General features: G+C 59.1%; 19 protein-coding genes. 9 read left to right on the top strand and 10 right to left on the bottom strand.

Annotated elements, in window-relative coordinates:
• The first annotated feature begins 159 nt into the window (after nt 1-159).
• Nucleotides 160-369: a hypothetical protein gene (locus tag BSU04_RS34285; protein WP_089164699.1), complete on the top strand. Its 210-nt coding sequence runs from the start codon at nt 160-162 to the stop codon at nt 367-369.
• 436 nt (nt 370-805) lie between these two features.
• Here the strand turns inward: BSU04_RS34285 and BSU04_RS46795 are convergent, their stop codons facing one another.
• Complete coding sequence (locus BSU04_RS46795) at nt 806-1,039, bottom strand: hypothetical protein (protein ID WP_179258530.1); 234 nt, start codon at nt 1,037-1,039, stop codon at nt 806-808.
• Between BSU04_RS46795 and BSU04_RS34280 the strand changes: the two genes are divergently transcribed.
• Complete coding sequence (locus tag BSU04_RS34280; RefSeq protein WP_089164818.1) at nt 975-2,717, top strand: methyl-accepting chemotaxis protein; 1,743 nt, start codon at nt 975-977, stop codon at nt 2,715-2,717. The two genes, BSU04_RS46795 and BSU04_RS34280, sit on opposite strands and share 65 nt — an antisense overlap.
• A 106-nt stretch (nt 2,718-2,823) precedes the next feature.
• Here the strand turns inward: BSU04_RS34280 and BSU04_RS34275 are convergent, their stop codons facing one another.
• Complete coding sequence (locus tag BSU04_RS34275) at nt 2,824-3,747, bottom strand: LysR family transcriptional regulator (protein WP_089164698.1); 924 nt, start codon at nt 3,745-3,747, stop codon at nt 2,824-2,826.
• Nucleotides 3,748-3,894: 147 nt separating this feature from the next.
• Between BSU04_RS34275 and BSU04_RS34270 the strand changes: the two genes are divergently transcribed.
• On the top strand, nt 3,895-4,650 hold the full coding sequence (locus BSU04_RS34270) for an SDR family oxidoreductase (protein ID WP_089164697.1): 756 nt from the start codon (nt 3,895-3,897) through the stop codon (nt 4,648-4,650).
• Between the two features lie 56 nt (nt 4,651-4,706).
• Here BSU04_RS34270 and BSU04_RS34265 read toward each other — a convergent pair whose 3' ends face one another.
• The 4 genes from BSU04_RS34265 to BSU04_RS34250 all read right to left on the bottom strand — a co-directional run bounded on the left by BSU04_RS34265 (nt 4,707) and on the right by BSU04_RS34250 (nt 9,507).
• Nucleotides 4,707-5,972, bottom strand: a complete 1,266-nt coding sequence (locus BSU04_RS34265; protein ID WP_089164696.1) for an NAD(P)/FAD-dependent oxidoreductase — start codon at nt 5,970-5,972, stop codon at nt 4,707-4,709.
• 32 nt (nt 5,973-6,004) lie between these two features.
• Nucleotides 6,005-7,303 carry an MFS transporter gene (locus tag BSU04_RS34260; RefSeq protein WP_089164695.1) on the bottom strand — a complete coding sequence of 433 codons (1,299 nt, stop codon included), beginning with the start codon at nt 7,301-7,303 and terminating at the stop codon, nt 6,005-6,007.
• A 97-nt stretch (nt 7,304-7,400) separates the two neighbouring features.
• On the bottom strand, nt 7,401-8,012 hold the full coding sequence (locus tag BSU04_RS34255; RefSeq protein ID WP_144021438.1) for a helix-turn-helix domain-containing protein: 612 nt from the start codon (nt 8,010-8,012) through the stop codon (nt 7,401-7,403).
• A 349-nt stretch (nt 8,013-8,361) separates the two neighbouring features.
• Nucleotides 8,362-9,507, bottom strand: a complete 1,146-nt coding sequence (locus BSU04_RS34250; protein ID WP_089164693.1) for a porin — start codon at nt 9,505-9,507, stop codon at nt 8,362-8,364.
• A 747-nt stretch (nt 9,508-10,254) separates the two neighbouring features.
• Between BSU04_RS34250 and BSU04_RS34245 the strand changes: the two genes are divergently transcribed.
• From BSU04_RS34245 to BSU04_RS34225, 5 genes are all read left to right on the top strand, one after another.
• Nucleotides 10,255-10,566 carry a DUF4148 domain-containing protein gene (locus BSU04_RS34245; RefSeq protein ID WP_089164692.1) on the top strand — a complete coding sequence of 104 codons (312 nt, stop codon included), beginning with the start codon at nt 10,255-10,257 and terminating at the stop codon, nt 10,564-10,566.
• A 244-nt stretch (nt 10,567-10,810) separates the two neighbouring features.
• Nucleotides 10,811-11,023 (top strand): DUF4148 domain-containing protein, encoded by a 213-nt coding sequence (locus BSU04_RS34240; protein ID WP_089164691.1) that lies wholly within the window; start codon nt 10,811-10,813, stop codon nt 11,021-11,023.
• 134 nt (nt 11,024-11,157) lie between these two features.
• Nucleotides 11,158-11,838, top strand: coding sequence for a response regulator transcription factor (locus BSU04_RS34235; protein WP_089164690.1), 681 nt, complete (start codon nt 11,158-11,160; stop codon nt 11,836-11,838).
• Between the two features lie 57 nt (nt 11,839-11,895).
• Nucleotides 11,896-13,275, top strand: coding sequence for a sensor histidine kinase (locus BSU04_RS34230; protein WP_089164689.1), 1,380 nt, complete (start codon nt 11,896-11,898; stop codon nt 13,273-13,275).
• Nucleotides 13,276-13,371: 96 nt separating this feature from the next.
• Nucleotides 13,372-14,103 (top strand): response regulator transcription factor, encoded by a 732-nt coding sequence (locus BSU04_RS34225; protein WP_089164688.1) that lies wholly within the window; start codon nt 13,372-13,374, stop codon nt 14,101-14,103.
• A 405-nt stretch (nt 14,104-14,508) separates the two neighbouring features.
• Here the strand turns inward: BSU04_RS34225 and BSU04_RS34220 are convergent, their stop codons facing one another.
• Nucleotides 14,509-14,790 (bottom strand): DUF4148 domain-containing protein, encoded by a 282-nt coding sequence (locus tag BSU04_RS34220; RefSeq protein WP_089164687.1) that lies wholly within the window; start codon nt 14,788-14,790, stop codon nt 14,509-14,511.
• A 371-nt stretch (nt 14,791-15,161) separates the two neighbouring features.
• On the opposite strand from BSU04_RS34220, the gene BSU04_RS34215 reads away from it, so the two are divergent.
• A complete protein-coding gene (locus tag BSU04_RS34215; protein WP_089164686.1) occupies nt 15,162-16,340 on the top strand; it encodes a porin in 1,179 nt (392 codons plus the stop codon).
• Nucleotides 16,341-16,427: 87 nt separating this feature from the next.
• Here the strand turns inward: BSU04_RS34215 and BSU04_RS34210 are convergent, their stop codons facing one another.
• From BSU04_RS34210 to BSU04_RS34200, 3 genes are read right to left on the bottom strand one after another with little or no spacing between them, the layout of a single operon-like run.
• Nucleotides 16,428-17,843, bottom strand: a complete 1,416-nt coding sequence (locus BSU04_RS34210; RefSeq protein ID WP_089164685.1) for an efflux transporter outer membrane subunit — start codon at nt 17,841-17,843, stop codon at nt 16,428-16,430.
• The gene (locus BSU04_RS34205; RefSeq protein WP_089164684.1) at nt 17,836-19,035 is read right to left on the bottom strand and encodes an efflux RND transporter periplasmic adaptor subunit; all 1,200 of its coding nucleotides are present in this window, start codon (nt 19,033-19,035) and stop codon (nt 17,836-17,838) included. The genes BSU04_RS34210 and BSU04_RS34205 overlap by 8 nt, the downstream gene beginning before the upstream one ends.
• Complete coding sequence (locus BSU04_RS34200; protein WP_089164683.1) at nt 19,025-22,255, bottom strand: efflux RND transporter permease subunit; 3,231 nt, start codon at nt 22,253-22,255, stop codon at nt 19,025-19,027. The genes BSU04_RS34205 and BSU04_RS34200 overlap by 11 nt, the downstream gene beginning before the upstream one ends.
• Between the last annotated feature and the right edge of the window lie 28 nt (nt 22,256-22,283).

Raw genomic sequence — 22,283 nt, 5'->3', positions numbered from 1 at the left:
GGTTGCGAATGTGCTTGGTCACACGCATCCGTGCGCAGCCCGGCTCTCAGTGTTCTTTCATCACGATGGTTTTTGGCAAGGATTCCCACGGCGGGAAGGCTTTGATGGAGCGTGTCCGGGTGGAAGCTTGACGACCCTGGTGAGTTTTACGGAGATCCCATGGATAGCAAATCCGGGCTGCAACTACAGGAAGATGTGTGTGAGCTTAGGGGCTGGATCAGCGTCTGGTACGACCAGGCGGTCGCTGCGCGGTTCATCAATCCACCGTTCGTTCTTGACGATACGACCGCGGACCGTCTTCAAGGTTATTTCGATGTGGGCCTGACGCCAGGCGATGCCGTCCACGCTTTTTTCGGTGTGATGCACTGACGCTCACGCCGCCACGAACGGTGTATGCGGCGAGTTTGTAAAACCTTCAGCGGCCCATATGCCGGGAGGTTGAGATGTAAGCTGGCTCTCAGTTCTAGCCCTCCCCTCGGAGCTAGAATTTCAGGCGTCGTGTTCGCACGACGCCTTTTTTTTCGTCTTCAGCGATGATCGTACCAACGGTTGCCGGATAGACTATTTTCGAACGCGTTCGTCTAACACGCGGTATGAATACACCCGCTATTCCATGTTCGGCCGAACCGTCGATAGTGGACAACGGCAGGACAAACGTTATGTTTTGTCATTTGCTAGAGCGAATCCATTGCAGGTAAATATGCCTTGTTTTTATAGAAACTTAGAATTCCAAGTTAATCGAGGTGGACAAGCATAAGACAAATCTGCTTAGCGATTATTTATTTTCTCAGCAAACGTTTGTCCGTCAAAAGCTCTCTCCAGATTGCGCCCGCCCCGCCGTAGTACAGACAGAGAAAAGCTGTGCCGCGTCCTGCATTTTCCAAGGATCAATGTTTGGCCGATTGCTCGCGGCAAAGCCTGAGTCGAGCTCGCTTGAGCGTTTCACATTATTGTCAACAAGGGGAATTATCAAAATGAACTTCAAATCGCTTTCCGTCAAAGCCAAGCTCTCATGGAGCTTTGGTGTGTTGATCTTCATGCTTGTCGCCATCTCGATCTTCTCACTCAAGGCGCTTAGCGACGCGAATAGTCAATTCTCCAACTACGTTTCCGGCATAGAAGTACGCGCGCGTCTTGCAGAGACAGTGCGCACGTCAGTAGATCGGCGTGCGATCGCGGCCCGCGATCTTGTCCTGGTGACTAAACCCGCTGACCTCGACGCGGAAAAAACCGAGGTGACCAAGGCCCACGAGGACGTACAAAACGCGTTGCGCCAGCTGAGCGAACAGGTCAAAGACCCCAGCGTCTCCGACAAGGCACGCAGTCTCGTGGCCGAAATCAGCCGCGTAGAGAGTCTCTATGGTCCGGTCGCCTTGAACATTGTCAACGCGGCACTCACTAACAGGCGCGACGAAGCCATCACCATGATCGATGACCAGTGTCGCCCGCTTCTCGCTCAGTTGATCAAGGCGACCAATGACTATTCCGATTACACCGCCGGGCGCGCCAAGGCAATGGAGGAGCAGTCGGCGCTTGATTATTCAAACAAGCGCACGCTGCTTATCGCGACGTGTCTGATCGCTCTCGCCATGGCGATCGGCGCAGCCACGCTGATTATTCGCGGGCTGACCCAAGCCTTGGGGGCCGAACCTGTCGCGCTTGGCGAAGTGACGCAACGGGTGGCAAACGGCGACCTGAGCCTGGTTCGTGGGGCCGATCTGGCACCGGCCGGAAGCGTGCTTGCGCTGATGGGTGCAATGCAAGGAAGCCTGGTCAAGTTGATCGGCGACGTCAGGACTGCCGCCGACAGTATTGCCACCGGCTCCAGCGAGATTGCATCGGGCAATATCGACTTGTCGTCGCGCACCGAGCAGCAGGCGTCGTCATTGCAGGAAACCGCGGCAAGCATGGAAGAGCTGACCTCGACGGTCAAACAAAACGCAGAAAGTGCGGCTCAGGCCAGTTCGCTGGCATCGAATGCATCGGAAGTGGCGGCGAAGGGCAGCAGCGTCGTAGGACAGGTTGTAGAGACCATGGCCGACATCAGCGAGAGCTCTACGAAGATCGCGGATATCACCGGGATCATCGAAGGGATCGCGTTCCAGACTAATATCCTCGCGTTGAATGCAGCGGTCGAAGCCGCTCCCGCCGGCGAACAGGGCAGGGGATTTGCCGTTGTGGCGAGCGAAGTGCGCAGCCTCGCGCAACGTTCCTCTAGTGCAGCGAAGGAAATCAAGGACCTGATCTCGTCGTCGGTGCAGAAGATCCAGACCGGTTCGGGGCTCGCAAGCGAAGCGGGCCGTACCATGTCGGAAGTCACGAACGCGGTCGCTCGCGTGAACGACATCATGGGAGAGATCGCTGCGGCATCGGGCGAGCAAAGTCGCGGCATTGAGCAAGTCAACACCGCGATCACGCAAATGGATGAAGTGACGCAGCAAAATGCCGCGCTGGTCGAGCAAGCGACAGCGGCTTCGCAATCGCTCGAGGATCAGGGGCGCAAACTCACTCAGGCGGTGTCTTCGTTCCGGCTGGGCACCGAACATTCAATGGGATATGCAACGCCGGTTACAAGCGCGAAAGCCCCGCCGAGGACGCAAGTCAAACCGCGTCCGGTGCCTGAGGAGAAGGTCGTGAACGGGCCGCGCGCGGTGCGAGCCTCGGCAAAGCCTGCAACCAGCGGTAGCACGTCGAATGCGGAGTGGGAGGCGTTTTAACGCGGCCGGTCAATAACCTGGGTCGTAGCAGGTGCGGCCGGTCTTTCGTCGTGCCGGATTGACCGTCCGCTTGCATGCTGTTGGGAGGATCGCCCGGAGTGCGAAGTCAACCCGACACATAGGGCCCATGCTGCAGTTCTGATTTTTCCAGCGCTGCCAACACGGCGTCGAACACGAGCCGGATGCGTGCAGGGACCGGTCCTCTCTGCGGCCTATAGACGTAGACCGGCCATGGCTCCGGCGCAACTTCGTCCAGTACGCTTATCACCTTGCCCGCGCGCAGCAGGGGCAGTGCGAGATAACTCACGATCTGCCCGAACCCAAGTCCCGCAACGACGGCGCGGCACTCACACTCGCCGTCGTCGGTCTGGAACGCAAGGTTGGCCGGCGTCATTTGCTGCCCGTTGGAAAACTGCCAGGGCCACACCCGCCCGGTGTTCCTGTCGATGAATCCGGTCGACGGCAGCAGCGCAAGCTCAGCCAGGTCCGCGGGACGGCCCACGCGTGCTATCAGCTTCGGACTGGCAACGACGGAGAAGCCGACGTGCGATGCAGGGCGCACCACGAAACGACTATCTCGCATGAAACCGATCCGCACGCCAATGTCGATCTGCTCCGCGATGGGGTCGCTGATTGCATCGGATAAACGCAGGTCGAGCGTGACGCGGGGATGCTTCTCGGCGAGACGCACAAGCGCGGGCATGAGAAAACGCTCGCCGATGGACTTGGGTGTGGTCAGGCGGACCAGGCCGGCAATCTCGGCATCGATCTCGCTGTCCTTCGGCCTTAAGAGATCATCCATCTGCTGCACGAGTTTGCGTGCGCGCTGCGCGAATGCTTCTCCTGCTTCCGTGGCGCGCACGCGCCGGGTGTTGCGGTGGAAGAGGATTTCGCCTACCAGCGCCTCCGCTTCCTGAACGGCGCGCGTAATGGCCTGAGGCGAGGTGCCCAGGCGGGTAGCCGCTTCTTTAAAGCTCTGCGCTTCAACGGCCGCGCAATAGATGCGCAACATCTCAAGGCGATTCTGCATAATGGGGTTCTCGGGATTCTCGATTTTGCTTCCATAAAACGGAATTATGAAATCGTATCATTTCCATTGAATGGTTGGGTTGCGATTCTCATACTGTCTTCTGTCGCGGGGCCTTCGCCCCCTCAGGAACACAGGAGCCTGTCAACAATGGTTAATAACGTCAGCAATGGAATCGAAGGCAAGGTCGTTGTCATCACCGGCGCGAGCAGCGGGCTTGGTGAAGCCACTGCGCGTCATTTGTCGGCGAAAGGGGCAGCGCTTTTATTGGGCGCGCGTCGTCTGGACCGGCTTGAGCGCATCGCTGCAGAGTTGCGCGAAGCGGGCGGCAAGGTCGAAGTATTGGCTGCGGATGTCACGCGCCGGGCAGATGTCCAGGCGCTGGTCGATCAGGCAGTGAGCACCTACGGACGCGTGGATGTAGTGATCAATAACGCAGGCTTCATGGCGATCGCGCCAATGTCGGAAATGAAAGTCGACGAGTGGGAACGCATGATCGACATCAACATCAAGGGCGTGCTGTATGGAATCGCCGCCGCGTTACCGGTGTTCCAGAAGCAGGACAGCGGCCACTTCATCAACATTTCGTCGGTGGCGGGAATCAAGGTTTTCAGCCCCGGCGGCACCGTCTATAGCGGCACCAAATTTGCCGTATGCGCGATCTCCGAAGGGCTGCGCCATGAAGTCGGCGCGTCGATCCGCACGACGATCATCTTGCCGGGCGCGGTCGACTCCGAACTGAAACTCGGCAGCTCGCATGAAGAGAGCGCGAAGGTGGTGGGACAGTTTTATCAGCAAGCGATTTCCGCGGATTCGGTGGCGCGCGCGATTGCCTACGCGATCGAGCAACCGGCCGACGTCGATATCAACGAGATCGTGCTTCGTCCGACCCTGCAGGAATTCTGATCGATGCATTTCGGCGATGCCAGCTCGTACCGGCAGGCCGGGTATCCGCTCAAGTTTCAAGCATTAAACCTGTCCAGCCGGAACGCCTTCGGGTCCACTCCTGGGGTGTCTCCGGTCACCAGGTCCGCCATCAATGCGCCGGCTGCCGGGCCAATGCCAAAACCATGCCCTGAAAATCCCGCTGCCAGGAAGAACCCTGGAATCTTGCCGACCTCCGAGATGACCGGGACCGCATCTGGCGTTACATCGATAAACCCGGCCCACGCTTGTGCAACCGTCGCATTCTTGAATGCCGGGAACGCATGCTTCAGCTTGCCAAGTGCGCCGTCGACCATCTTCATGGTCGGCGGTGGATCGAGCGTCCGGCATGCTTCGAACGGCGTGGGGGCATCGAGGGGAAAGTGGCGCGGGATTTTCATTTCCTCTACAAAACGCCTGCCTACACGAAGCTTTAGATACTTGCGCTCCGCCATCCACGCCGGCAGGAATTGACGGCACAAGCGGATGCTGTCCGGCGTAACGTCTGCTATTGACGCGCCGAGTTGCGACACCGTATAACCGCCGTCAGCGCGCTTGCGGCATGTAAAGTCCGACCCGTTGATCGCCATCTCCAGACCGGTCTCCAAAGGTCCCGTCCGCAGCACTGACGCATGTACCTTCAACTGCGGAAAATCAACGGCGTTGTTACCGCAAAAAAGGCGCGACCAGGCGCCGCCTGCCAGTACCACTGACGCACACTTCACAACACCAAGCTCGGTGACGACCGCCGACGTTCTCCCCGCGCTGGATTCCAGCCCGCGAACCGCGCACCGTTCAAACACCATCGCACCGGCTTCGGCCGCCAGTCTGGCGATTGCGGCCGTGGCTAGCGAGGGTTCGGCAACGCCATCGCCCGCACTGTACAAAGCGCCGATCCACGGCCGGTTCGAGGTCGGAATAAGGCGCGCCAGTTCGTCGCGTCCCAGCAGGCTTCCTTCTGTGCCCGTGTCTTTGGCCGAGTTTAGCCACGCCTGATGACGGGCCATCTCCTTGTCCGTTTCCGCCAGATAGGCGAGGCCGGTGCGCCGGTAACCCACGTTGACGCGCGCCTGGATGTCCGTCCACATGTCGTTCGCTATGGCAGATAGCGGCAACTCCCTTGGATCGCGCCCGACCGTGCGAATCCATCCCCAGTTGCGCGACGACTGTTCACCCGCAACCGTGCCTTTTTCGAATACGGCTACACGTATGCCCTTGCGCGCCAGCGCGAGTGCAGTGCTGATGCCAATGATGCCGCCCCCGACGATCGCAACGTCGACCTCCGCAGGCAATGTCGAACGCATGCTATGTCCTTGAAGAAAAGCGGTCGTTGATGTCAGTGAGCACGGCTTCGGCTTGCCGACAAGCCGACCAGCGCAACCACGCCGATCACGATCACGTAATAAGCCGGCGACATGACGCTGCCGGTCTGTGCAACAAGGAAGCCGATCACGAGCGGCGTGACGCCACCGAAAAATGTCTGCGATGCAACGTACGCGATCGACACGCCGGTTGTGCGGCATGACGTTGGAAATAGCTGTGCCAGCAGCGAACCGACCGGCGCGTAATAGAAGCTGTAGAACACCAGCGACATCGCGCATTGAAACAAGATCAGTGATTGGAACGAGGGCGTATGCGTCAGCATGAAGAACATGGGGAAGATCATGATCAAACCGGCGATCAACGCAATCCGCATGACCTTGATGGTGCCGAAGCGGTCCGCAGCCAGCCCGCCGAAGATCGGGAAGATCGTGCTCACGAGACCGCTGAAGATTGATGCGATGAACGCAGAGTCCTTAGCTATCCCAAGGTTGTTGATGGCGAACGTCGGCATGTAGATGTTAAGAAAACTTGCCACGTTGCCCGCAGCCACGACTGCCGCGCCGATTAGCAGGAAGCGCTTGTGAAAGGTAAAGACCTCCGCAAGCGGCCGATGCGGTTTGTCAGCGACTTCCTCGAACTCGTGCGTCTCGTTGATCTTGGTGCGGATATAAAGCCCTACCGGACCGATCAGGCAGCCGAAGATGAACGGGGTGCGCCATCCCCACGAATCGACCTGCTCCTGCGAAAGATAATGATTGATCAGGTAAGCAAACAGCGAGGCGGTCAGCACGGCGAGGCCCGAGGTCGAGAACTGCAGACTGGCGAAGAACGCTTTTGTGCGAGCGTTTTGCTCGGTCAGGTAAGAGTTTGCGCAGCCGAATTCACCGCCGACCGAGAACCCCTGCAGCAGGCGCCCGAACACGAGCAGGGCCGGCGCCCACGCACCAATCATCCGATACGTCGGAATCACCGCCATCAGGAAGGTGCCGCACAGCATCAGGAACGCCGCGATGGTCAACGCGGCGCGGCGGCCGCGCTTATCGGCGTAGATGCCCAGCACGACCGCGCCAACGGGCCGTATGACGTAGGCACTTGCGAAGGTCAGCAGACTGTATAACAAGGCCGACTGCGGATTGCCGGTGGGGAAGAACAGGCGAGAAATGGTGATCGCGAACATGGCGTAGACGAGCAGGTCGAACCACTCGAAGAACGTGCCCACGTTCGCTGCCACCACGTCACGAATCTTGTGTGTGGATGCTTGCCTGGACGATGGAATGCCGCCCGAGTCGATACTGCCGATCGCCTGTTTCATCTTGCGTCCTGTGTAGTGAGCACCGGCCGGTCTCAGGGCTCGGTGTGTCCAGTACAGCTAAGTAGGCGCACAAGACTGGCCGCGCCCGGGCGAAAACCTAAACGTAGAAATGATTGCTGTTGATGACAAGAATGGTGGTGGGCGACTCCCAGCCGTTCTCCCATCTATAGCGGTGGCCTGACGGAAACCCATATATGTCCCCGGCTTCCAGCAGCATTTCCTGGTCGTCGACGAACAAGCGCAGCTTGCCGCGCACCACGTAACCAATCTTGTCGCCGGTCTGCAGGACAAAGTTCACGTCGGACACAGCGCCTGCGCCGATCTCCATGAGGAACCCTTCCATGACCGAGCAGCCCGCAGGTGTCACCCGATATTTAGTGACGCCGCCGACGCTCACCGGCTTGCGGTCCGCGAGCCGCACGACAAAGTCTGCGCCTGCGACGTCTTGCGGAGCAGGCGCGTTGCGCTCGTCGAACAACGCAGCGCCATCTACGCCCAGCGCATGGCAGATGTTGCGAAGCACACGGATGGATGGCGAACTGATGCCGCGCTCGATCTGGCTGAGCATGCTGACGGACAGGCCGGCCTGCTCAGCCACGTGCTTGAGGCGCAGGTCCTGCGCCTTGCGCATGGCGCGCAAGCGGCCGCCTATGACCACGTCCTGCTCGTGGGCAGGTGCGTCCATCAATGGCAAGGAGTCTTCGGACACGGTTTCGTTTTATAGGGGCAATGCATGGAAAATTACACTGTGATGAAGTTTCTGCCAAAAAATTATTGTTTTCAAGGAAATAATGACGATTTGGTGAAATTTTTCGCTGGATTGGCCGAACGACGCGTGACGTGGCCGGCGACTTGATCGCCTGGTCCTGGTCGACGGGGGTGTTGAGATATTCCGGTTGACGGATATTGAGGGGCGTTTCGCGCTCGGCATCAATGACCTTGAGCGCAGTGAGATTGGCGCCGCTCTTGTCGATTAGGTGATCAAGAGAGAATCCGGCTCAATCAGACCGCCGAAGCGGGCAGCGGCACGCAAGCGCCGCGCCCTTCAGTGCGAACGATCAGAACCTGTGCGTCATCGCCAACCGGGCCATCATCTGATTGCCGGTTGAAGAAATCCCCGACGAACCCGGAATATCCGCATTGTCGAACTGCGTTCCCGTGCTGCCGTTCACGTGTTGATATGCCCCTTGAATATAGACCGATGTACGCGTGCTGAGGTCATAGTCAAGCATCAAGGAGAATTGATTGTACTTAGGCATTGAGCGTCCGGTCGTAGCGGAAATGTGAGCGAACGTATAAGTGTAAGCAGCCGCCATCCAGAAATCAGGCTTGAAGAAATACTGTCCATTAACTTCGAAGTTGTCGAACTTCCACGAGTTCTGCGTGCCCGCCACCGGCTGATTCGTAAAGTACGCATTGCCAGTCGGGTTGTAGACATCCACATGCGAATACGCGAACGCCAACATCGCCTTGTTCGAGAACGTGTACGACACGCCAGCGTCAATGTTCTGCTGCGAGTCGGCCGTAAAGACCGTTGTATCGTTCGAGACGGCGCCTGAAGCATTGGCTCCGCCACTGTTGGTCTTCATGTACGCGAGCGCCGCGGCAAAGCCTCCCATCTTGTAGGTACCAGCGGCACTGTACATGCGGTTCGTCGCGAACCCGCCCGCCTGGTTGCTGAAGCCATACATGGCTTCGCCAGTAAAGCCGCTAAAGGTCGGTGACACATACTTGACCGAGTTCTGGATACGATAATCCCAGTCCGAGTTATCGTTGTCGAACGGATGCGCCGCCAGATCGCCAATGGTGTTGCCCGCAGCCGTGAACCCGCTCCACATGTCGATGGTGGGATCGTACTGACGACCCATGGTGAACGTACCGTATTGAACGGACGACAAGCCAACGTAAGCCTGACGGCCAAACTCAAGACCCCCTTGACCCAGTTGCCCATTGTTCGTGTTGAAGCCATTCTCCAACAAGAAGATTCCCTTCAGTCCATTGCCGAGGTCCTCACTGCCTTTCAAGCCCCAGCGGCTACCCACGGTGTCGCCGCTGACCATTTCGTAGCCGCGATGGCCTTGACCATTACTCGTAAAGTCAAACCCTTCGTCGATCAGGCCATAGAGCGTGACGCTGCTTTGCGCATGCGCGACGGTGCTCAGGAAAATTGCCGGAATCGCAGCGGCTAGCAAGGTTTTCTTCATGATTTTCCAATCCCAATGTATATAGATTCAGACGCGTGTGTTTGTCGCTTGATGTCGTTTCCTGCAGCGCGAACGTAATGACGAATTTAAGACTTCATGAAAGCGCCCACGAAGGTTAATGAGCCGTTATTCATAGCTGCGACGACTAACTGAAATTCAGACTTTCAGGCGCCGGAAGAAGTCGCGCTAAACGGCGTTGCGGCTTGCTGGGGAGGCAGCGGCATATCGCGCGAAGCACTGGGAAAAGAGGGACAAGAACGATGCGTGTCGTGAATCCGATACAGCCAACTACCAAACAATTCGAATTGATGTATTGGGACCTTGCCCAACGCTTCGCGGAGTGCGCACACGCACCGCAAAAAGGGGCGGCGTGAAAGGACAGCCTCCTCAGACGGGCAGGGCAGCGTGTGTGTGAATGTGATTTGTAATCGAAACGAGCTTTACGCAAGCGGCGTGTCAACTTCACGCCATCATTCGAACGCCCTGTGCTTCTGAAACAAGCGCTCTATAGCGTGCGCGCTTGCCGGTTCGTTCAATGCGCACCCGGCAGCAGACGATCATGACGTCAGGCCCGATCCTGCATCGGAGCCTCGGCGCTTATCTTAACGAACCTTAAATTACTCTTCATGTTACAGCGGACTTTCCGTTGCAATCAGTTCGCTATCCTGAATCTCGTCACCCGTCACTAAACAGAACCAGTCGGGCGCAGGCGACGACTCAAGACCGATATCTTTACGGAGAACACCCATGAAACGCCTTTCCGCTGCATTGATTACCTTTTCACTCGCTCTTACCAGCGCATCGGCCTTTGCCGCCCCGAGCCTGACGCAGGCCGAGTGTCATGACTATCCGTTCACACAACTCAAGCACACCGTTACGCATAAGCAACTGATGCAGGAGTTAAGCGAGCTGGAATCGGTGGGATATCAGCCGACCTCCGACGACAACGAATATCCGGACGATCTGCAAATCGCCGAAGCCAAGCTGCATCAGGAGTTCCGTCACGATTGCATGCCGGCGCAGGTTGCAGGCGATCCGGCCAGTCCTTCCGCGAACTAAGTCCGCAGCCTTGCCCGTGGACGAAGCAAACCGGCAATTCGACATGCTGTGTCAACCAATGGTTCACAAAAATTTCGATGTTGTCTCAGAGGCTTTGTCCTAAGCACGTTTCAGTAAATATCTTTTCATGAAGCAGATGACGGACCGTTAAGGGTCACCGCGTAGTCTCAACATCCTCAGCACCGTCGCAACGCCATTCGCGGACAGCGACGCTTAATTCACCAGGTTCCCCAGGAGTCGCGACATGAAAAAACTTTTTTTCGCAGCAAGCCTTCTCTCATGCGCCGTGTGTTCTTCGGCATTCGCCCAGTCACCGGCAAAACCCGCTCAAGACCAATCTTGGAAGCCGCCGGTCTCGACGCTCACCCGCGCGCAGGTTGAGCGCTCGCTTGTTCACGCTGAAAAAGACGGTCAGCTCAATTACCTCGATTCGGTGGTTTATCGCGGCGGCCACTAAGGTCGGGCAGCTTTCTGATGCCTGTCCGTCAATTCCATTCGCCGATCTCATCGAGTCGGTTGTGGCATCATTTACCCTCTGGTAGTGCAGACGGTACCCGGTTTTTCGCCGGTGCCGACTTGGGATTGGGAACAATGACGACACGAGTGCTCACGGTAGAGGACGATCCGCTAGCAGCGAATGAGATCGTGGCAGAGCTTGAAAAATGCGGGTTCGAGGTGGACTGGGTAAATAACGGACCCGACGGTCTCGCCCGTGCGATGAGCGGAGAGTATGACGTGATCATGCTCGACCGCATGCTGCCGGGACTCGACGGCCTGACTATCCTCACCACCTTGCGAACGGTTGGCATACAGGCGCCGGTATTGATGCTAAGCGCGCTTGGCGACGTAGATGAACGTATTCGCGGCCTGCGTGCAGGCGGTGACGATTACCTGACCAAGCCATTTAATTCAGACGAACTCACAGCACGTCTCGAAGTACTGCTGCGACGCCGGCGCGAAACTCCCGCACGCAATGAAACAACGCTGAACGCAGGACCGCTCCTCATCGATCTGATTTCGCGCAAGGTGACGCGCGAGGGCATTGAAGTGTCGCTGCTGCCAACCGAGTATCGGATCCTGGAGTTCATGATGCGGCACGCCGGTCAAACCATCACTCGTACCATGCTGTTCGAAGCGGTGTGGGGCTATCACTTCGACCCCGGCACCAATCTGATCGACGTTCACATGGGACGCTTGCGCAAGAAGATCGATCCTCCCGGTGCCAAAGCAACGATTCAGACCGTGCGCGGTTCGGGCTACATCCTGACGTGATCCATCTCCTATAAGTACACCTTGGCTGACTCAACGAATCGAACGCATCCCGTAGAAATGGGGCGCCGCTGGCATAACACGACCTTCAGATGGCTTTCCGTCTACGCCGTCATCTTCGCGCTGTCAGTCATGGTGCTGATCGGATTTATCGGCTGGTCCGCAACCACCCGCATGGAGTTCGATGCGGACTCGGTGTTGCACTGGCAGATCTTCTACTTCGGGTCCATCGAGGATCAGGCACTTCCGGCGACCATTTTCCGGCGCACGGAAGGCGAACACCTGAATACCAATTACTTCGGCCTGTTTGCCGCCGACGGCACCCATCTCGCCGGCGATATCCGCGTGTTGCCTCCGGATCTGCCGCTCGACCGTCAAGGTCATACGCTCAACGATAGCCTGATCGTCGCCAACCAGGCGAGATCGCCAGTCGTCCGGGCCATGGGCGTGCGTCGACGCAGCGGCGAACAGATCGTGGTGGCCCGCGACCTCACGCACGTGCTGGCTGTTCGCGAGACAATGATTAACGCGTTGGTTGGCGGGGGCTTGTTCTGCTTGTTGGTGAGCATAGCCAGTGGTTTGTTGCTGAACCTGCGGCAGATGCGGCGTGTGCGCGATATTCGCAATGTGACCTTGCGGATCGCCGAGGGTGACCTGAACCGGCGTTTGCCTATCGGTGGGCGAGACGAGCTGGATATGCTCGCGCATCTGGTGAATCACATGCTTGAGGAGATCGAACGGCTGATGACGGAGGTCAAGAGCGCATGCGACGGAATAGCGCATGACTTGCGTACTCCGGCTGCGCATATTCGCACCTTGCTTGCCAACGTGGCCGAACGCATGCACGTGATCCAGGACGACGGCGTCGCGCAAATGCTCGACCGTGCGCGAGTCGAAGCCGATATGCTGCTCGACCGTTTTGGTGCGATGCTCCGCATCTCGGAGATTGGCGCCTTGAAGCGGCGTGGCGGGTTCTCGTCGGTGGATCTCACTACGCTGGTTCATGAATTAAGCGAACTGTATGAACCGCTCGCCGAGGACCGGGACATTAGCTGGGCGGTGACAGTCGAACAGGTCCCCGCGGTGCATGGCGATCGGGCGTTGCTATTCGAGGCATTCAGTAACTTGCTCGACAACGCGATCAAGTTCGCGCCGGATAACGGGGCCGTCCGTATCGAACTGACGGATCATCCCCAGGGGGCGCTACTGGTTATTTCGGATAACGGCCCGGGTATTCCGGAGCGCGAGCGGGAGGCAGTGTTGCAGCGCTTCTACAGAGCCGATCAGACGCGTCATCTGGCAGGCTCGGGACTCGGCCTCAGCATTGTGTCAGCCGTGATGCGGCTGCACGACTTCTCCCTTCGTGTCGGCGCCGATGGTACCGGTACCAGCCCCGGCACGACGATGACGGTCGAATGCTGGCCTCACGCGCTCGAATGATGCGCCTGCTGATTGCCGGGCTTCCTTCTGCTTGCCCCTGATCAACCGTTCAACCGATCAACCGATCAACCAATTAACCGAGTAAGAGCCACCCCTATGCGCGTTCTGCTCATTTCGACCGTCTGCACTGAAGGCGCTTATCTGCAAAAGGCTTTACGTGAAAGCGCGCACAGCTTGCAAATGACCGACGACCTGCGCGACGGGCTCCATCTCGCGTCGCAAGACACTTTCGACGCGGTGCTGACCGTGGCTGTCGATACTGAATCCATCTGTAACCTGGCTACGCTGTTGTCCGAGTTCGCGCATTTGCCGGGTTCACCCGCCATCCTCGTCGTGCTCGGACGCGCGACGCCTGTCGAGAGAGCGCGCATGCTGCGTGCGGGCGCGGACGCGTGCTTCGTGCAGCCCTATTCGTTTATCGAAATGCAGGAACGCATGCTGGCGTTGTATCGGTCGTCGGTGCAAGGCCTCGGCGACCCTACGCTTGATCTTTCGCTGAAGCTAAATCCGCTTACGCGGGAACTGGTGGAAGGCGACAAGCGTTTCCCCCTGACCAAGCGCGAGTTCCTGTTGGTTGAGTCGCTGCTGCGCCAGCCTGATGCTCCCGTCGCGCGCGACCAGTTGATTCGGTATGCGTGGCCTGACAAGGACGTCGTGGATCCATCGAGCGTGAATCTGGTTGTCTCGCGGCTGCGCCGTAAGCTTGAGTTGCATACCTTCGGTGCCCGTCTTGAAACTGTCAGCCGCTTCGGTTATCAGATCATCACGACACAATTGCCACCCGCGCTCGCCTTTTCCGTTTCTCGATCGATTGGTGGAAATGCGTAAAGCACGACGCCTCCGTGCAGGGAGTTCGCGCTCTCGCTACGCAGGTATCAGGCGAGATCAGGATCCGAAAAAGGGCTGACAGTAATCCACCGGGCCCACACAAGCATTCGGATCAGTCGACGCGCCTTGCATCGACGCGCAACCGGCCAGCGAAACACCCAACGCTAGCGCGCACAGCGTCAATCGTAAGGCTGAGAGCATGCGTCTTAACCGGCTCATGGCATCACCTTGGCGAACACGCCTGTAAATTGAATCTATGGTTTGAACGTTCGCATTGCGGCGAATCAGGCAGTGCGCCGGGAGTGCGCGACGCAAGGCGTGCAGCCGCGGCGGCGGGACCGAGCCTGTTCGTCACACACAATCGCGTCCCATCCGTTACGGCAAGCGGCAATCGACGCTTCATGCCTAGTGATGCCAGTACAAGGTGCGGTTCAGGTAATCGAGTTGGCCATCCTGCTCGGACTTCACCAGATCCTGATACACCTGCGCGCGTGTTTTAGGCGCAATAGTCTGTCCATCCGGTGGAACCCATTGCCCTGCTTGTGCGACGGTCACGGGGGCGGGTGCTTGGGCGGGTGACTGAGCAGGTGACTGAGCGGGTGACTGAGTCGGCGTCGTGCTCTGGGCAAAGGCCGAGCCCGTGGTGGCGAGGCCGGCAAAAGCGAGGGCGATCATCATGGTCTTCATGGTGCTTTCCTAAGAGTCCGTTTAACGAATGACCGGGCTTCGATGCAGTGGTTTGATCGGTGTCCGGTGAAAGCAGATTAACGAGTCAGCCCTGTCGGGAAAGACACTCAAACGTGAAGAGTTGTTCATGTAGGGCAGTTCATAAAATGCAAAAAATCCGGCCAAATAACATCGGATAACTAAGTTAAATATTTGATGTCGGATTTATAAATTATTCTTCATGAAGCAGTGCGATTCCGACACGTCCGCGTCATGCCAAGCGCCTAAATTTTCCCCGGTCCGCATGGCGAGTCGGGCGGCTGCACTTCGCCATCTTGTCTCCGCCGTGCCGGGGAGCGCAACAGCAGCCGCATCATCCTGGAATTGCACACATGAACAAAGCGTTGATCGCCTCCTTGAGCCTGATCGCAGCCGCGGTCTCTCAAGCCGCGAACGCACAAAGCAGCGTTACCCTGTACGGCACACTTGATACGGGTATCGACTATATTTCCAACCAGAAATCCTCAACCGGTGGCAATGCCGCGTGGGGCATGCAGAGCGGTAACGTGAGCACGGATCGATGGGGCCTGAAAGGCACGGAGGATCTTGGCGGCGGTCTCGCGGCCGTGTTCGATCTCGAGAATGGTTTTAACATCGACAGCGGCAAGTTCTCGAACGGCGGCGACGAGTTCGGCCGTCAGGCGTGGGTCGGTATTTCAAGCTCCGCTTATGGAACCGTTACGCTGGGACGCCAGTACGACTCCATGGTGGACTTCGTGGCGCCGTTGTCGGCAACCGGTTCGGGCTTCGGCGGCAACATAGCCGATCACCCGTTCGACAACGACAACCTGAACAACGACTTCCGCATGAACAATGCGGTGAAGTTTCGTAGCGCGAACTACGGCGGGCTCGTGTTCGGCGGTGCGTACGCGTTCAGCAATTCATCGAATGGCTTTAGCAACAACAACGCGTATACGGCGGGCGCGTCGTATAACAACGGTCCTTTGAGTCTTGCTGCAGCGTACTTCCAGGCGAACAATCCAGGCGGTGTCACGGCGCCGGCCAACACAGGTGGCGCGCTTTCGAGCGGCGACGGCGACGCAACCTTGGTCGGCGGCCGCCAGCGCATCATGGGCGCTGGCGCGCGTTACGTCATTGGTGCGGCGACCATCGGCGCGGTGTTCACGCGCACGACACTCGACGACCCGAGCGAGATCTCGCAGGGTAGCTCATACACGGCGCTTTCGGGCAACAAGCTCACGTTCAACAACTATGAACTGAACGCCCGCTATGCACTGACGCCGGCATTGACCCTGGGCGGCTCGTACACGTTCACCTATGGCAAGTTCGACACCGCCACGTCGAGCCTCTCGCCGAAGTGGAACGCGTTCATGCTGCAAGCGGACTACGCGCTGAGCCGCCGTACTGATGTCTACCTCGAAGGCGTCTACCAGCACGCGACTGGCGCAACGGGGGGAAATGCGTTGGGCAACGCTTCGATCTATAACCTCGCTGCGTCGTCGAACGGCAAGCAGGAAGTGGTCGCAGCGGGTATCCGTCTGCACTTCTGATCCTGCCCGACGAGGGTTTGACGTAAATACGCCGCCGAGGCCATGAAGCACCCGGCGGCGTTTCTACTTCTGCGACTGTAATAAGCCTCAGGCAGGCTTCCCGGTCCATCCGCCGCCCAGCGCCCGGATCAGGGACACCGAAGCCGTCAGCTGTCGCGTACGCAGGTCCAGCGACGAAATTTGTGCAGTCAGCTCCGTGGTCTGCGCCGTCACCACGTCCAGATAGCTCACCACGCCGTCCCGATACTGCGACGTCGCCAGCGCGAGCGTCTGTTGCGCTGCGCTCAACGCCTGATCTTCGTTGACCGATTCGTCGCCGAGATGATGCAACAGCGCAAGGCCGTCCTCGACCTGCTGGAATGCCACGAGCACGGTCTGCCGGTACTTCGCGCCGTTCTCGGCGAGTTCCGCCCGCGAGTTCGCCACGGCTGCGCTGCGCTTGCCGCCATCGAAGATCGTGAACAGCAACTGCGGTCCTACCGACCAGATTTCGTTGGGTGCCGCGAGCCAGGGCGAGAATGTATCGCTTTGATATCCGCCATCCAGGCCGAGTGAGATATCGGGGTAGAACGCGGCCTTCGCCACGCCGATATTTGCGTTGGCTGCAGCCACACGCCGCTCTGCCGCAGCAACATCGGGCCTGCGTTGCAAGAGTGTCGAGGGCAACCCGAGGGGCACGTGGGGCAGATAGTTGAATGCAACGTCCGGCGGCAAGGAAAACGACGATGCCGGCGTTCCGGTGAGCGTTGCAATTGCATGTTCGAGCAACGCGCGGCTCGCCTGGGTATCGTCGGCGGCGGCACGCGCGGAAGCGAGTTGCGTTTGCGCTCGCGACACATCCATGCCGGAGGCCAGGCCGCCGTCGTGACGGCTCACGGTCAGCTTCAACGCCCGTTTATACGTGTCGATGGTGTCGTTGAGCAGTTTTGCACGCTGATCGAGGCCGCGCAGTTCGAAATAGGTTGACGCGAGACTCGACTGCAGGCTGAGGCGCAGCGACTCGAGATCGTCGGCGCTGGCTTCTTCTTGCGAGTGACCCGCGCTGACCTGATTGTGCACCTTGCCCCACAAATCAAGGTCATAACCTATACCGACATCGGCCGTCGCCGAATTGTAAGTCGACGGCTGACCCGTGCCGCGCAACGGCCGGTTATCCGACTGCCGTTGCCGCGAAACGTCTGATTCGGCGCCTATGGTGGGGAAAAGCCCTGAACGTGCTTCCTGAAGGTAAGCACCGGCTTCGTCATGCCGCGCAACCGCTGCTGCCACATTGGGATTGGCCGTGGCGATCTTCGCTTCGAGCCCGGTCAATACCGGATCGCGATACATGGTCCACCAGCCATCACGCGGGATGCGGTCGGCGGGTTTGGCCGGTTGCCACGGACCGGCTTCCTTGAAGGTGGCGGGAATCGCCGTGGCCGGCACCTTGTAGGTGGGCGCGAACGAACACGCGTTCAGCGCGACAGCGCAGGCTGCCGCTACCAGGACACGACGCTTAACCATGCTCACGCTCCGGCTGTCCGGTCGCCGCCGTGGCCACGGCGGTGGCAGCGTGGCGTACGAGTTCGCCTTCGGCGAGCGAATCCGGCGGGTTGTCGATGATCCGGTCGCTCGCCGACAATCCCGATGCAATCAGGACATGGGTGCCGAGGTCAGTCGCGATCTTCACGTCTTTCAGATGCACATGGTTGTTTGGATCGATGACCGCAACCTGCATGTTGCTAGTACGGAAGATCAGCGTGCTCGCCGGCACGAGCAACGCGCTGCCGGTGTTCGGCAGCGCGAAGTGAACCTGCGTGTATTCACCGGGCAGCAACAAGCCCGATGCATTGTCCACCGACAACTGCACCAGCAACGTGCCGGATGCGGGCGTGATGGCGTCGTCCGTGTCGACAAGTTTCGCGTCGAAGGTCATGCCCGGACGCTCCGGGACAGTCAGTTTGGCGGTGAGTCCAGGCTTGATCGCTGCGGCGTCGCTTTGCGGCACGTTCACATAGAGGCGGAGGCGGCGCGCGTCGGAGACGGCGAACAACTCGGGGCCGGTGCCGCCGCCCGCATCGATCAACGCGCCGATATCGGTTTTGCGCGCAGTGACAATACCGTCGAACGGCGCCGTGATGCGCTTGAACGATTCAAGCGCCTCGAGGCGCGCGACGTTGGCGCGGCTGGCGTCGACCGTGGCCTGCTTCGCGACCAGGTCGCTGGTCTTTTCGTCGGCGTCCTGTTGCGAGACCGAGTCCTGCTTCAGCATCTGGGTCCAGCGTTGCGCCGTGGTGGCCGCAAGCTTTTCGTTCGCAACCGTATTGGCGAGGTCGGCCCGTGCCTGTTGCAGTTGCTGATCGAGATCAGGCGTATCGATCAGGCCTAGCAACTGACCTGCCTTCACGTGCGTGCCGATGTCGGCGTACCACGTTTGCAGATAGCCGGACACTCGGGCATAGATCGGTGCATTGACGAAGGCCGCGAGCTGCCCCGGCAGTTCCAGCGACTGCTCTGCCGCTGGCAACTTGGGGGTGACGGTGGCCACCGTCGGCACCGCTTGCGCGTCCGTCCAGGTCGTCAGCTCACGTTCGGCACGCGAGCGGCTGATGATGCCGTTGGTCACCACCCCCGCGGCAATCAACGCGATGATCACGCTGACCAGCTTCAGATGACGCAAGCGCTTAGGGGAATTGATTTCAATTTCAGTGGACATGTGATTCTCCCGATCCGGAAAGGTTGTGATCCTCTTGAGCCTTGTCGTTGCGATGCACGAGGCTGAACACGATAGGTACGAACAACAGCGTGGCGATGGTGGCGCACATCAGGCCGCCGATCACAGCACGCCCGAGCGGCGCGTTTTGTTCGCCGCCGTCGCCAAGACCCAGTGCCATCGGCAACATGCCAATGATCATGGCGAGTGCGGTCATCAGCACCGGGCGAAAACGTGTGAATCCCGCTTCCATGGCGGCGACCAGTGCATTGCCGGTAATGGCGAGCCGTTCGCGAGCGAAACTCACGACCAGGATGGAGTTGGCCGTGGCCACGCCCATGCAGAGGATGGCGCCAGTCAACGCCGGCACGGACAGCGGTGTGTGCGTGATGAACAGCATCCAGACGATGCCTGCGAGTGCTGCCGGCAACGCCGTCACGATCACGAACGCATCGCTCCACGAATGAAAGTTCACGACGATCAGCAAGTAGATCAGCACGATCGCCGCGATCAGGCCGAGGCCCAGTCCCATGAACGCGCTATTCATTGTTTGAACCTGACCTCGCACCGTCACTACCGAGCCCTTCGGTACGTCCTTGGCGCTCTGGTGCACGATCGTGTTGATCTGTGCGGCAACGGCGCCAAGGTCGCGGTCTTGCGTGGTGGCGAAAATGTCGTACAGCGGTTCGATGTTGTAGTGCGAGACGATCGCGTTGCCCACACCGCGCTTGATGGTCGCGATGCCGCCGAGAATCTGCGCTTCGCCCGTCTTGCCGGTGACCATCAGGTTGCCGAGGTCGTTGAGCGACGTCATGCGGTACTGGGGCGTTTCCGCGACGACCGCATAGGACACCCCATTCTTCGGATTGAGCCAGTAAGTCGGGGCGACCTGGCTCGTGCCGGAGAGATTGGCCACCACGGAGTTCGTCACGTCGCTCTCGGTGATGCCTAGTTCATTGGCGCGGGTCCGGTCCACCGAGACGGTGAATTGCGGATAGGTGGTGGCCTGTTGAATACGCGTGTCGGCAATCCCTGGAATCATTTTCACCTTGCGCAGCAACTGCTGCGCATACGCATAGTTGCCGTCCTGGTTCGGACCGTTGACCTGGATGTCGATCGGCGCCGGTGAGCCGAAGTTGAGAATCTGAGAGATCATGTCAGCCGGCAGGAATGAGAACGTCACGCCCGGATAGTCGCGCGGCAGCAGTTGGCGCAGTTTCTTGACGTACTTGGCCGTTGGCGCGTGATCTTTACCCAGTGAGATCAGGATGTCGCCGTCGGATGGACCCATTGTGCCGCTGTTGTTGTAGGTCAGATTGATGCCGCTTTTTGGCAAGCCGATGTTGTCGATGATGGCACGTAACTGGTTCGGCGGAATGGTCCGGCGAACGGTGTTCTCGACGTGATCGAATAGGTTGGCGGTCTGTTCGATCCGTTGGCCGATCGGTGCGCGCACGTGCAGGGCGATCTCACCCGAGTCTATGCTCGGAAAGAAGTTGCGGCCAAGATACGGCGACAGCAAGAAGGAGCCCGCGACCACGGCGAGAAACCCGATGATGAACCGCTTGCGGTTGCTGAGCGCCATCCCGAGCAGGATGCGGTACACCCCTCGCAAGCGCCCGAACGAGTGCTCGAAGCTGCGCTGGAATCGCACCAGCGGATTCTGCGAAGGAGCGTGGTGGGTCGTGCCGTGCGGGTCCATGCTGGCGGCAAGCTCGCCCGACGCGTGACCGCCCGATGCATGCGGGCGCAGCAGGTATTGCGCCATCATCGGCACGAAGGTGCGAGAGAGCACGAATGAGGCGATCATTGCGAAGATCACGGCCTCAGCCATCGGCACGAACAGGAAACGCGCGATGCCGTTGAGCAGAAGCATCGGCACGAACACAATGCAGATACACAGCAGTGAGATCAGAGCGGGCCCCACGATCTGCGCGGCGCCGTCGAGAATCGCGTCCTTGACGGGCTTGCCCTGTTCCAGATGCCAGTTGATATTTTCAATGGTGACGGTTGCATCGTCGACGAGAATCCCGACCGCAAGCGCGAGTCCGCCAAGCGTCATCACGTTGAGCGTCTCGCCCAGGGCCGAGAGCGCGGCGATGGCGGCCAGCACCGCGAGCGGGATGGAAGAAGCGATGATCAGTGTGGAGCGCCAGCTTCCCAGGAACAACAGGATCATGAGCGAGGTCAGCGCGGCGGCAATGATGCCTTCGCTCGCTACGCCGCTGACGGCGCCCTTCACGAACACGGACTGATCGCCCAGCGTTACGATCTTGAGACTGGACGGTAGGGTCTGCCGGATCAGCGGCAACTTCGCCTTGACGCCCGCGATGATGTCGAGCGTGGAGGCCGACCCGTTCTTCATGATACTCATCAGCACGGCGCGATGCCCGTCCAGGCGCACGATGTTCCCTTGCGGCGGATTGCCGTCGCGAACATGCGCTACGTCGCGGATATAGATCGTCGCGCCGTTGACCGTCTTGATAGGCAGGTTGTTGAGTTCGTCGAGCGCAAGCGGGCTGTTGTTCAGTTTGATGTTGTATTCGAAGTTGCCGATCTTCTCGGTCCCCGCCGGCACGATCTGATTTTGCTGCGCCAGCGCGTTCGCAACGTCTGTGGCGGACAGCCGGTCGGCCTGCAACGCGTGCGGGTCCAGGTCGATTTGCACTTCGCGTATCTTGCCGCCGGAAGGCGTCGGGATGGCCACGCCCGGTACGCTTACCAGTGCGGGACGAATGAAGTTGGTCGCGTAATCGTCGAGCTTCTGTTCGTCGATCGTATCGCTGGTGAGCGCGATCTGCAGGATCGGAACCGTCGATGCGTTGTAGTTCAGGATCTGCGGGGGCGTAATGCCAGGAGGCATCTGCTTGAGCACCGTTTGCGAAGCCGAGGTGACCTGCGCGGTTGCCGTCCTTATGTCGACGTTCGGCTGGAAGAATATCTTGACGATGCCGTAACCGCGAAACGACTGCGATTCAATATGCTGGACATCATTGACGGTCGTACCGAGCGTACGTTCGTAGTACGTGACAATCCGGCCCGACATGTCGTCCGGCTGAAGCCCTGCATAGTTCCAGATGACACTGATGACGGGAATGCGGATATCGGGGAAGATGTCCGTCGGCGTACGCAGTGCCGCGAGCGGACCGATCAACACGATCAGCATCGCCAGCACGATGAACGTATAGGGCCGAGTCAAAGCTAATCGGACAATTTTCAACATTGAGAACGGCTCCGTTCAGGGTGCGCAT

The organism is Caballeronia sordidicola (assembly GCF_002220365.1).
GTDB lineage: Bacteria > Pseudomonadota > Gammaproteobacteria > Burkholderiales > Burkholderiaceae > Caballeronia > Caballeronia sordidicola_C.
Note: the sequence above shows the minus strand (reverse complement) of the source record. Positions and strands in the feature narration are given on the sequence as shown.

Bases quoted from the DNA above. Each gene is read 5' to 3' on its own strand.
- BSU04_RS34230 (WP_089164689.1), top strand. From the start codon at position 11,896: ATGGGGCGCCGCTGGCATAACACGACCTTCAGATGGCTTTCCGTCTAC.
- BSU04_RS34265 (WP_089164696.1), bottom strand. From the start codon at position 5,972: ATGCGTTCGACATTGCCTGCGGAGGTCGACGTTGCGATCGTCGGGGGC.
- BSU04_RS34245 (WP_089164692.1), top strand. From the start codon at position 10,255: ATGAAACGCCTTTCCGCTGCATTGATTACCTTTTCACTCGCTCTTACC.
- BSU04_RS34225 (WP_089164688.1), top strand. From the start codon at position 13,372: ATGCGCGTTCTGCTCATTTCGACCGTCTGCACTGAAGGCGCTTATCTG.
- BSU04_RS34215 (WP_089164686.1), top strand. From the start codon at position 15,162: ATGAACAAAGCGTTGATCGCCTCCTTGAGCCTGATCGCAGCCGCGGTC.
- BSU04_RS34205 (WP_089164684.1), bottom strand. From the start codon at position 19,035: ATGTCCACTGAAATTGAAATCAATTCCCCTAAGCGCTTGCGTCATCTG.
- BSU04_RS46795 (WP_179258530.1), bottom strand. From the start codon at position 1,039: ATGAAGATCAACACACCAAAGCTCCATGAGAGCTTGGCTTTGACGGAA.
- BSU04_RS34285 (WP_089164699.1), top strand. From the start codon at position 160: ATGGATAGCAAATCCGGGCTGCAACTACAGGAAGATGTGTGTGAGCTT.
- BSU04_RS34220 (WP_089164687.1), bottom strand. From the start codon at position 14,790: ATGAAGACCATGATGATCGCCCTCGCTTTTGCCGGCCTCGCCACCACG.
- BSU04_RS34275 (WP_089164698.1), bottom strand. From the start codon at position 3,747: ATGCAGAATCGCCTTGAGATGTTGCGCATCTATTGCGCGGCCGTTGAA.
- BSU04_RS34235 (WP_089164690.1), top strand. From the start codon at position 11,158: ATGACGACACGAGTGCTCACGGTAGAGGACGATCCGCTAGCAGCGAAT.
- BSU04_RS34200 (WP_089164683.1), bottom strand. From the start codon at position 22,255: ATGTTGAAAATTGTCCGATTAGCTTTGACTCGGCCCTATACGTTCATC.
- BSU04_RS34250 (WP_089164693.1), bottom strand. From the start codon at position 9,507: ATGAAGAAAACCTTGCTAGCCGCTGCGATTCCGGCAATTTTCCTGAGC.
- BSU04_RS34270 (WP_089164697.1), top strand. From the start codon at position 3,895: ATGGTTAATAACGTCAGCAATGGAATCGAAGGCAAGGTCGTTGTCATC.
- BSU04_RS34260 (WP_089164695.1), bottom strand. From the start codon at position 7,303: ATGAAACAGGCGATCGGCAGTATCGACTCGGGCGGCATTCCATCGTCC.
- BSU04_RS34280 (WP_089164818.1), top strand. From the start codon at position 975: ATGAACTTCAAATCGCTTTCCGTCAAAGCCAAGCTCTCATGGAGCTTT.
- BSU04_RS34210 (WP_089164685.1), bottom strand. From the start codon at position 17,843: ATGGTTAAGCGTCGTGTCCTGGTAGCGGCAGCCTGCGCTGTCGCGCTG.
- BSU04_RS34240 (WP_089164691.1), top strand. From the start codon at position 10,811: ATGAAAAAACTTTTTTTCGCAGCAAGCCTTCTCTCATGCGCCGTGTGT.